The following is a 10,057-nucleotide window of genomic DNA, read 5'->3' as shown; positions in this document are numbered from 1 at the left end:
ATGAAGCATATAATGACCTCCCCACGCCGCATGACACTGGCAAGCGTTTCGCTGCTGGCTCTTGTCGCGGCAACGCAGGCGCAATCGCAGGAAGGCTTTAGTATTGCCATCGACGGCCAGCAGGTTGCGGGCGATCCAAGGTTATCCACCACCAAGGCGCGTGAAGATATCGCCCTGGCCCGCGCGCAGCTTCAGGTGCGTTTCGACGGACTTGAGGTAAAGCCACGCCTGACCGCGCTTGTCACCAACGAACGCCCGCCACGTGCAGGCGACAGCGTTACCGTACGCAGCCAGATGAACTATCCCGCCTACGTCACACGCGGCGAAGTACGGGTGATCGATCTTGGTGCACGTGGCGGTCCGCGTGTCCTGAGCCGTACACCTATCGCGCCCAATGGGGATGCGTCTTTTGTGCTGCCCGAAGGGGATAACCTGATCATGACCTATCGGGTCTATGATGCGCAGGGCCGCTTTGACGAAACGGTGCCGCTCCCACTCCGTCCGGCGGGGCCGGGGTTTGAAGAGACGGATTTCACTGCACCTCCACCCGAGCTTGGCGTCGATACCGCAGGCATCCGCCGCATTCCTGTCTATGGCGGTGCGGTGACAGTCAGCGGAACGGACGTGCGCGAAGGTGCCGTGGTGAACACATTAGGCGAAGTCGTGCGCCCCGATCCCGGCGGCAGCTTTGTCATTCAACGCATTCTGCCCGCAGGCGATCAGGCTATCGCGGTGCAGGTCAGCGGAGCTGGCGAAGATACCTATATCGAGCGCGACATTCTGATCCCGCGCGCCGAATGGTTCTATACCGCCATTGCAGATGTGACCCTAGGATACCGCCTTGAAGGTGGTGTGGATGCGCAGGGTGCCGAGTACGACAAGACCTATACCTATGGTCGGCTTGCCGGATACGCCAAGGGCAAGACACAGAACGGCTGGATCCTGACAGGTTCGGTCGATACGGGCGAGGACGAGCTCAAGAACATCTTCCGCGATCTGGATGAGAAAGATCCCGTCAATGTCCTGATCCGCCTCCAGCGCGAGAACGCCTATCCGGTCTACGGCGACGACAGCACGTTTGAAGAAGGTGCCCCGACCGACGGCAAATTCTATGTGCGCGCCGAGCGCAATGGCAGCCACATCATGTGGGGCAATTACCAGTCCCGCATCAACGGCGGATATTACCTGCGCGATGAACGCACGCTTTATGGTGCGCAGGGTGTCTACCGCAGTCCGCAAACGACCACGCGCGGGCAATCACGCGTCTCTGTCGAAGGGTATGCCGCCAATCCTGACCGTTTGCCCGGACGCGACACGTTTCTGGGGACCGGCGGGTCAGTGTACTTTCTGCAGCGTCAGGACATTGCCGTAGACACAGAACAGTTGTCGATCCAGCTGCGCGACCGGGCAACAGGACGGGTGGTTGAAACGCGCCAGCTGACGCCGGGGCTGGACTACCGCATTAACTATATTCAGGGCACGATCATCCTGACTGAACCGCTCAGCGGTACCGCTGCCTCAGGGACCGTCGTCAGCGATCCGGCAGGAGAATACGATGTCGTGCTGGTGGCCAACTATGCCTTCACCCCTCCGGTGGGTGGCATCGACGGCTATACCTACGGCGGTCGCGCCGAGGCATGGGTGACCGACAACCTGCGTCTTGGCTACACTGGCATGGTTGAACAGACCGACATCGCCGACCAGACCGCCCAGTCGGTCGATGTGATGTGGGAATTGAGCGAACGCAGCTTTATCGCGCTGGAATATGCCCAGACGGAAGGGCCGGGATTTGGCTCAAGCTTCTCCATCGACGGTGGTTTGATCGTTGAGAACCGCGAGACGGCCGGCGTGGTCGATGGCACAGGTGACGGCGTTGCCGCCCGCATGCAAGTTGATCTCGCCGATCTCGGTGTTACCACACCGGGCACAATCGCCGCCTACTTCGAGACGCGCGACGCGGGCTTTTCGACGCTTGATTATCAAACCACGGTGGATGAGGAACTCTGGGGTGTATCCGTCGATATGCAGCCCACAGAGCGGCTGAGCTACCGCGTTTACTACGACAGCTTTGAAGACGAAAACGGCCGGACCGACCGCGAGGGTGGTGCCGAGGTCAGATATGTCGTCTCGGACCGTCTTACGCTTGATTTCGGCGTCGAACATCTGGACCGCAACACGCCGGGCCTTGCGCTGGGAACCACGAACAAAAACGGCAGCCGGACAGACGCTGCCGTTCGCGCGACCTTTACCGAAAGCGAATATTTCGCGTGGTATGTCTATGGCCAGTCCACTTTGGCACGCTCGGGCGAGCTTGAGAAAAACGACCGTGCAGGGGCTGGTATTCGCTACCGCTTCTCAGAGAACTGGACCTTTGAGGGCGAGATTTCCGACGGGTCGCTGGGCGCTGCAGGTGCGGCTCTGTTCACGTACACATCTGCGGACGATAACTCCGTCTATCTGGGGTATACCCTTGATCCCGGGCGAGAGTTCTCTGGTGCGACGCTTGTGGGTCGCGACCGCGGCCAGTTCGTTGCCGGTGGGCGGCGCAGACTTGGCGAAAACGTCGATGTTTATGGGGAAAACACCTATGATATGTTCGGGCGCCACAAGTCCCTGACCAGCACCTATGGCGTGGAATACCGCACCACAGAGGCGCTTACCCTGACCGGTAATTTCGAATACGGCACGGTGGAGGCCATCGACGGCACCCTCGACCGCAAGGCGCTGTCATTTGGTGCGCGGTACGAAAACGAGCATGGGCTGAGCCTGAGTGGCCGTGCCGAAGTCCGCCGGGATCGCGGCGAGACGTTGGGCGCCAACCGCGATTCTGATGCCTATCTCTTTGTCGCCAGTGGCCGCTATCTGATCAGCGAAGACCAGCGCCTGCTGTTCTCGGTTGATTACGCGGATACCGATACGGACGGCACCTCGATCACGTCAGGCGAATATATTGATGCGCAGATGGGCTATGCCTACAGGCCTGTGTTGAATGACCGCCTTAACGTGTTGTTCAAGTACCGTTTTCTCAAGGACACCGTGGGCCAGCAGATCGACAGCACGACCGAACGCGGGCCACGTCAGGTGAGCCACGTTCTGTCGCTCGATATGAGCTACGATCTGAACCAGCAATGGACACTGGGCGCCAAGGTCGGCGGACGCTGGGGCCAATCCAGCCCCGACGAGGATATCCCCTTGGCTGACAACGACGCCTATCTTGGCGTGGTGAACGCCCGGTATCACCTGACGCACAAGTGGGACCTGCTGCTGGAGGGCCGATATTTGCGGGCCACGGATGCGGGAGTGGCCGAATACGGTCTGCTGGGCGCCGCCTATCGCCATATCGGCAAGAACGTCAAAGTGGGTGTCGGGTACAACACCGGACGGTTCTCAGACGATCTGACAGACCTGACCTTCGACGACGAAGGTCTCTTTGTGAACTTCATCGCCAAGTTCTAAGGTCACACGCTACGCAAAGGCGAGACAGGGCAGGGGGGAGCAGTATCTCCTCACCCAAATGTGCTACGTCAATCGATGCAGTTTAAAGCGCCTCAACGGGGCCTGTACTGTCTGAAAGGGCGGGAAGCAGTAGTTCGCTGCAGCCTCCACCAATGGCGCCTTTTCGCAATGAGTAGCTCTTACAAAGACTTTAACAGGGGGAGGGTCCGGCTGGCACTGGCCGCCGGAACAAAGCCCTATGCACATGCAAAGTATCGTTGGATTTTCCTTGGGGTATGTATTGATCGGCAAACACCATTGCGCACACGTAAGAAAGCGGCCGCGTTCATGTCAGCATGTGGGGCAATAAGCTTTTCTGCAATCCCGTTTTCCAGTCCCGAGGCTGCGACAATTGTGCAGTTCCGATAAACAACCCAAGATTTGTGCCGCACAAAATCATGATCATGCGGTGAGAGGATACAAGTGTCGTCGCAAAGGCTGTTGGCCCAAGAGGCGACTGGGACGATCAAATTGTTCCCATCATCGTCTGTATCATTACAGACTACGTGGAGATGCTTCTTGTTAGGGTCATGCGAAGGGCCAGAGGGTATGAGAAGCGTTCCCGCACGGTAAATAGGCATCCAAACTCAAAGACTCTTCACGATATGTTTAGCGTAGCCCAAACTTCTCACAGTGTCGGCCTGTGCATTTGCTTCCTTGATCGCAAGAGAATGCATCATGCGTTCCAAGGGGATTTCACTCGATGAACTACCTGGGTCTTCCCATTCAGGAATATTATCCGAATCGTGGGTCCAGTCGCGCAAAGCCCAAGTGTCCATAGAACCGAATTGCTCCCAAACTGAATCAAGAGCCTGAATTTCAGCTTCGCTCAGTTCATCCAAATCGTCTTCGGTCAGGTCCGACCGAGAAAGCCCAACGCGGTGCTTTGAGCGATCACTTAGAAAGTCGGACCACCCGGAATCAGTCGGATCATATTCTCCATTTATAAAAGAATATGTCGTCGAATTCACCGGTCCGTGCTTCATTGAAACTCGGGTTTCATCTTGAATTGGAAAACCCGATCGAGCGATGCTTTCACGATCCGCAAGATACACCAACTTAACCGCTTTCACTACGTGAAGCGGTAGACCTCCATTTTTCATGGAAAAATATGCAATGGTCTGCGCAGCTTTGCGCGGATCATACGACATGGTTGGATTCCTTGAGCCTCCGTTCGACCAATCATATGGCACTGCACAGCATATTTAGCAAGTTTCCCTAAGAAATCGTGATCGGATCGCTGCCCACTGTGACATCCACATCGAGGAACAGGTCATTCGAGCTGAACAGCACGAATGACCGCAAAGGGCCGTTCGTGTCGACCGACATCAAGGGCGGAGAGTGTCCATTCGCTGCACCTGCAAGGGCATCATTTCAAAGACATGGAAGCGGCCATTCGCGGCTCAGGTACAACATCCACCATGCTGCACCTACCACCAAGGTCTGCTAATAGCTACGCCGCGATCTCACGCACCGATATCTTGGCGTTCAGCATATCTTTTATCACGCGCCGTTCGCGCAGGTTTAGCTCGCTGTGGGCCATCTTTCATTCTCCTTGCTTTCCAGCAAGATAGGGGATTTTTCGCAACCCAGTATGGAATGTGCCACCCCGCAATTTTCCACCCATAATTCTATTTATGTAAAATATCTCGCAAACAGACCCTAACCCGGCTCCACCTTCAGGAAGCCAACCGTAACCGCAGATACCCCCACCATAACCGCAGCGGTACCAAGCATCAGAGGCAAGCCTCCAGCCTGATAGGTCAGCCCCGAAAGAAGCGTGCCTGCAAGACGGCCCGCTGCATTGGCCATGTAGTAAAACCCGACATCCATGGTGACCCGTTCTGCTTGGGTAAAGGACAAGATCAGATAGGAATGCAGCGACGAATTGACGGCGAAGATGGCACCGAAAACCAGCAATCCGATCACCAGTGTCACAGTAAGCCAGATCTGCGAACCGTCAGAGAGGGCGGCGGCAAAGGTCAGCACCAGAGGCACCACCGCAAGAGACCAGGCCCAACCGCGTGCGGCGGTTATCAACTCATCTTCGGGGCGGCTTTGCGCCCGCAGAATACGGGGCGCGTTGGCCTGAACGATACCGTAAAGGATCACCCAGCCCGCCATAAATGTGCCGATAAGGAAAAACGCCGTCCTGTTGCCTTCGACCGTGCCATCCGACAACACCGCGTAGAAATAGATCGGGATGCCAACCACGAACCAGATATCCCGTGCGCCAAACAGGAACACCCGTGCCGCGCTCAACCAGTTCACGTTGGCCGACTTCGAAAAAACCTCTGAGAATTTGACGCCCCGGCGTCCTTTCGGCAATCCGGACGGCATCGCGATCAGAACCGCCAGCAGAATTGCCGCAAGGATCGCGGCCATCCCCAGGACCGCCCAGACAAATCCGAAGAGCGCCAGCAAGGTCGCCCCCAGCAGAAAGCCAGCGCCTTTCACCATGTTTTTGGAACCCGTCAGCAAGGCCACCCATCTGAACAACCCACCATCTGCCGAAGGGGCCAGAAGCTTGACCGCCGACTTTGAAGACATCTTTGCAAGGTCTTTGGCAACACCGCTTGCCCCCTGCACGAGCATCACAAAAATCACCGACGTACCGACCGCCCAAGCCGGATCGAGCTGCGACAGCGCCAGCAGCGCAACCACCTGAAGGCCCAGCCCCGCATACAGCGTCGCCGCCAACCCGAACCGCGCCGCGATCCATCCCGCGCAAAGGTTCGTCACAACACCGGCAATTTCATACAGCACAAACAGATAAGCCAGCTGCACCGGCGAAAACCCGAGCGTATGAAAATGCAGCAACACCAGCATACGCAGCGCACCATCTGTCAACATAAATGCCCAGTAGGCGGCTGTTACAGCGATATAGGCCGACAGCCCCTCAGCTCTGGTGGTTGCATGGGTCACAGACGGTCCCCGACCATGCATGCCACATCTACCAGCCGGTGCGCATAGCCCATCTCGTTGTCATACCACGCATAGATCTTTACCTGCGTTCCGTTGATGACCATTGTCGACAGCGCATCAACGATGCCGGAGCGTGTGTCGTTGGTGTAATCGGCGGACACAAGCGGACGCTCTTCGTAACCAAGAATGCCTGCCAGCGCGCTTTCTGATGCCGCCTTAAAGAACGCGTTCACTTCCTCCACTGTCGTCTCGCGCTCCACCTCGAACACGCAATCCGTGAGGGACGCATTCAGCAAAGGTACCCGGACAGCGTGACCGTTTAACCGGCCCTTAAGCTCGGGATAGATCAATGCGATTGCCGTCGCACTTCCGGTTGATGTCGGGATCAGGGAATTCAACGCGGACCGTGCGCGGCGCAGATCCTTGGCAGGTCGATCCACAATGGTTTGCGTGTTGGTCACATCGTGGATTGTCGTAATGGAGCCGTGCTTGATTTTCAGATTGTCATGGATGACCTTCACAACCGGCGCGAGGCAGTTCGTCGTGCAGCTGGCCGCCGTGATAATCGCGTGGCGGTCAGGTTCGTAGACGTCGTTGTTCACACCAAAAACAATATTCGCCGCATCCGCGTCCTTTACCGGGGCGGAGACAACGACTTTCTTGACACCCGCATCGAAATAGGGTGCCAGCTTCGCTTCGGTTTTGAAGACGCCCGTACAGTCGATCACAACATCAACGCCGTCCAGCGGCAGCGCAGCAATGTCGCGGGTCCCGATAAACGGCAGCCTTACACCGTCGATTGTCACACTCTCTGCGTCATATCCGAAATCGGCCTGCCAGCGCCCGTGCACAGTATCGAATTCGAAAAGATGTGCGTGCATTTCCGGATCGCCGACCGCATCGTTGATCCATGCGATTTTGGCACCACGTTCCAACAATGGCCGCAACGCGAGCTTCCCGATCCGGCCAAGGCCATTGATAGCATAAACAGTCATAGGGATGGTCCTTCAATTTTGATCTGGCCAATTTCATCAGCGGCTTTTTGCAGTGACATTCGGTCCAGCGATGCCAGGGGCAATGCCGCAAAAGCGGTCATGCGATTGTACAACGCGCCATAGGTTTGCTGGAAGGCGAGACTTTTCTGCGCATCGGACCCTTCAGCTTTGACCGGATCGGGAAGCCCCCAATGCGCACTGATCGGCTGGCCCGGCCATGACGGGCATTCCTCGTTCGCCGCCTGATTGCAGACGGTAAATACGAAATCAAACGCTAGCGCATCAGGGCCCTGGAATTCGGTCACATTCTTGGACCAAAGCGCCGACACATCATGGCCTTTCTGCTCCAACACATTGAGCGCGAATGGATTGAGCGTTGAGCGCGGCTTGGTCCCCGCCGAGTAGGCGACAAACCGGTCCCCTGCCAGATCCCGCAGGATACATTCGGCAAAAATTGAGCGGGCAGAATTCCCTGTGCAGATAAACAGGACATTGTACTTGCGGTCGGTCATTGGAAGGTCTCCGATTGGTCCGGAAGAAGGGTTGAACGAACAGATGTCAGGACGGCCCCTGCAACAGTCCTGCGAGAGGAAGTCGATGGTCTCACGTGCCGCATCAAGGTCGATGGCATAGCGCAGGGAGGTGCCGACACGTTGCTGGCTGATCAAACCGACCTGCATCATCGCGTTCACATAGGTCGAAAGCGTGTTCGGCTTCAGGCCTAGTGCATGCGCCAGTTCGGTTGCCGGAACACGGTCCGGATACCGCCGCATCAGCAGCCGGAACAGGGCCAGACGCTGCGGATGACCAAGGGTGGCAAGACGATTTGGAATCAGTGTTTTCATAATTCACGATTATATGAATTAACGCGCTGCGCCTAATGAAGGTTTTGTAACAGTGCGGATTAATGCCCGCTCAGGTTTCGAGCGTCAGCGTGATCCGGTCACCTGCAAACCATGAGCGCCCGTATTCAACCGGCTGCCCAAGATCGCTGTGGTTCACACCTGTTGTCTTCAACAGTGGATCACCTTCGGCAACCTGCAACAAAAGCGCTTGCGTAGCTGTGGCGCGAACTGCCGTCAGCCGCGTAGAGACCCGTGTGAAATCATCAACCCCGACCAATCGGAGCGCTGCCGTCACGCCGTCCGTTTTTTTCAATGCTTGTGTAATCCCCACAAGCCGCACCAGGGGAAAGATGCTTTCAAAAATCGCGACCGGATGTTCGTCAGCCAGTGAAAGACCGTGGTACGCACAGACCGGATCACCCGCCGCAATCTCCAAGGCCTGTGCTTCTCCGGCGGTGGCGGCACGCTCATCTAGCATCAGCATTTGCTTTTCCGGTCTCCGCCCGGCGGCGATCAGGTTCTCATGAAACCGGACACGGTTGCCGATGGGATAGTCCGTGGGTGTCGCGGCTACAAAGGCCCCTGCCCCGCGCCGTGTGTGCACCAACCCCTCCTCTACCAAAGCAGAGATACCATGGCGCACGGTGTGCCGGTTGACGCCAAAGCGATCCGCAAGCGCCGCCTCGGTCGGCAGCCGCTCCCCTGTGCGGTAGCGCCCTTCTGCCAAATCACCGCGGAGCGCGTCTGCAATGGCCTTCCAGATCGGGGTCTTTTTCACGGTGTTACTCAAAATTCACAAAACTTCCCTGTCACTGTCACGCAAAAGTGGTACCATATGTCTAGTTGTATAGTATATGCGAAAGTTGTCCAGATGAAAGACACCTTGATAGGACCAAAACGTCGCATTCGGTGGCGAGCCCTATTGCTGGATGGGCCCGATGCCCCCTGCCCTCTCAACCGCGCTGCTGCACGATGAGTACGGGAAAGCTGTTTGCGATCGTCGGTCCCTCCGGTGTCGGTAAGGACAGTGTTCTGGCTGGGTTGCACGATGCCCTGCCCCAAATGCATCTGGTTCGGCGCGTTATCACGCGCGCGCCGGAACTAGGGGGCGAGGAATATGATTCAGTCTCGGTGGCGCAATTCGAAACGCTCAAAAACGATGGGGCCTTCGCGGTGCACTGGGGTGCGCATGGTCTCTATTACGGGATTCCGGTCACGGTGAAGTATCAACTCGGAAAAGGAACCGACTGCCTTGCCAATTTCTCTAGAGACGCGCTTGCCGAAGCCGCAGAGGTATTTCCCCGCCTTACCGTTCTGAACATCACAGCAAGCCCTGACACCCTCGCCCGCCGATTGACTGCACGTGGCCGCGAGACAAAGGCAGAGATCACCCGCAGGCTTTCGCAGGCGGACAAACCTTTGCCCGATGGGCTAGATGTTATCCATCTACCCAACGATGGCCCCTTGTTAGAGACGATTGCCCGCGGGGTCGCACTGCTTCAGCCGGCAAGGGTGTAGCGATGCACCAGTTCGAAACGTCCATCTTCACGCTCTCCGGAGAGGACAATCTGGTCCACGTCAAAAGGCGCAGGCAGCGTAGGGAAGTGGTGTGTGACATTCTCGGTCCACAAAGGGATCGTACTTTTGGGCAACCGTTCCGTGAGCGTGAGGTGAAACCGGAATTCCTCCATCACGTAAGGATAGCCCCATTGCAACAGCAGAGCCTCCTGTCGTGGTCTCAATCCGGCCTTACGCCGACGCGCCAGCTCTGCCTCTCTTGCCGGCGCTCTGAAGCTG

At 57.1% G+C, this 10,057-nt stretch carries 8 protein-coding genes; 2 read left to right on the top strand and 6 right to left on the bottom strand.

Annotated elements, in window-relative coordinates:
• A complete protein-coding gene (locus Z946_RS0101125) occupies nt 1-3,456 on the top strand; it encodes a porin family protein (RefSeq protein ID WP_025053911.1) in 3,456 nt (1,151 codons plus the stop codon).
• A gap of 626 nt (nt 3,457-4,082) precedes the next feature.
• Here the strand turns inward: Z946_RS0101125 and Z946_RS0101120 are convergent.
• The 5 genes from Z946_RS0101120 to phnF form a co-directional block, all read right to left on the bottom strand.
• Nucleotides 4,083-4,646: a Panacea domain-containing protein gene (locus Z946_RS0101120; protein WP_025053910.1), complete on the bottom strand. Its 564-nt coding sequence runs from the start codon at nt 4,644-4,646 to the stop codon at nt 4,083-4,085.
• A 511-nt stretch (nt 4,647-5,157) separates the two neighbouring features.
• Nucleotides 5,158-6,420: an organoarsenical effux MFS transporter ArsJ gene (gene arsJ / locus Z946_RS0101105; RefSeq protein ID WP_025053909.1), complete on the bottom strand. Its 1,263-nt coding sequence runs from the start codon at nt 6,418-6,420 to the stop codon at nt 5,158-5,160.
• Nucleotides 6,417-7,415: an ArsJ-associated glyceraldehyde-3-phosphate dehydrogenase gene (locus tag Z946_RS0101100; RefSeq protein WP_025053908.1), complete on the bottom strand. Its 999-nt coding sequence runs from the start codon at nt 7,413-7,415 to the stop codon at nt 6,417-6,419. The genes arsJ and Z946_RS0101100 overlap by 4 nt, the downstream gene beginning before the upstream one ends.
• Nucleotides 7,412-8,260, bottom strand: a complete 849-nt coding sequence (locus tag Z946_RS0101095; protein WP_025053907.1) for an arsenate reductase/protein-tyrosine-phosphatase family protein — start codon at nt 8,258-8,260, stop codon at nt 7,412-7,414. Before Z946_RS0101095 ends, Z946_RS0101100 begins: the two co-directional genes overlap by 4 nt.
• Nucleotides 8,261-8,330: 70 nt before the next feature.
• Nucleotides 8,331-9,050, bottom strand: a complete 720-nt coding sequence (gene phnF, locus Z946_RS0101090) for a phosphonate metabolism transcriptional regulator PhnF (protein WP_025053906.1) — start codon at nt 9,048-9,050, stop codon at nt 8,331-8,333.
• Between the two features lie 182 nt (nt 9,051-9,232).
• Between phnF and phnN the strand changes: the two genes are divergently transcribed.
• The gene (phnN, locus tag Z946_RS0101085) at nt 9,233-9,778 is read left to right on the top strand and encodes a phosphonate metabolism protein/1,5-bisphosphokinase (PRPP-forming) PhnN (RefSeq protein WP_025053905.1); all 546 of its coding nucleotides are present in this window, start codon (nt 9,233-9,235) and stop codon (nt 9,776-9,778) included.
• On the opposite strand, the gene Z946_RS0101080 is transcribed toward phnN, so the two are convergent.
• Nucleotides 9,760-10,057, bottom strand: a 298-nt coding sequence (locus tag Z946_RS0101080) for a DUF1045 domain-containing protein (RefSeq protein WP_025053904.1), incomplete at its 5' end; no start/stop codon positions are given. The two genes, phnN and Z946_RS0101080, sit on opposite strands and share 19 nt — an antisense overlap.

Origin of the sequence: Sulfitobacter noctilucicola, assembly GCF_000622385.1 — a bacterium.
In the GTDB taxonomy this organism is placed as follows: Bacteria; Pseudomonadota; Alphaproteobacteria; order Rhodobacterales; family Rhodobacteraceae; genus Sulfitobacter; species Sulfitobacter noctilucicola.
This window is presented reverse-complemented; position numbering and strand designations above follow the sequence as displayed.

Excerpts from the sequence above, each read along its gene's own strand:
- Z946_RS0101125 (WP_025053911.1), top strand. The coding sequence starts at position 1 with ATGAAGCATATAATGACCTCCCCACGCCGCATGACACTGGCAAGCGTT.
- Z946_RS0101120 (WP_025053910.1), bottom strand. The coding sequence starts at position 4,646 with ATGTCGTATGATCCGCGCAAAGCTGCGCAGACCATTGCATATTTTTCC.
- Z946_RS0101100 (WP_025053908.1), bottom strand. The coding sequence starts at position 7,415 with ATGACTGTTTATGCTATCAATGGCCTTGGCCGGATCGGGAAGCTCGCG.
- Z946_RS0101095 (WP_025053907.1), bottom strand. The coding sequence starts at position 8,260 with ATGAAAACACTGATTCCAAATCGTCTTGCCACCCTTGGTCATCCGCAG.
- phnN (WP_025053905.1), top strand. The coding sequence starts at position 9,233 with ATGAGTACGGGAAAGCTGTTTGCGATCGTCGGTCCCTCCGGTGTCGGT.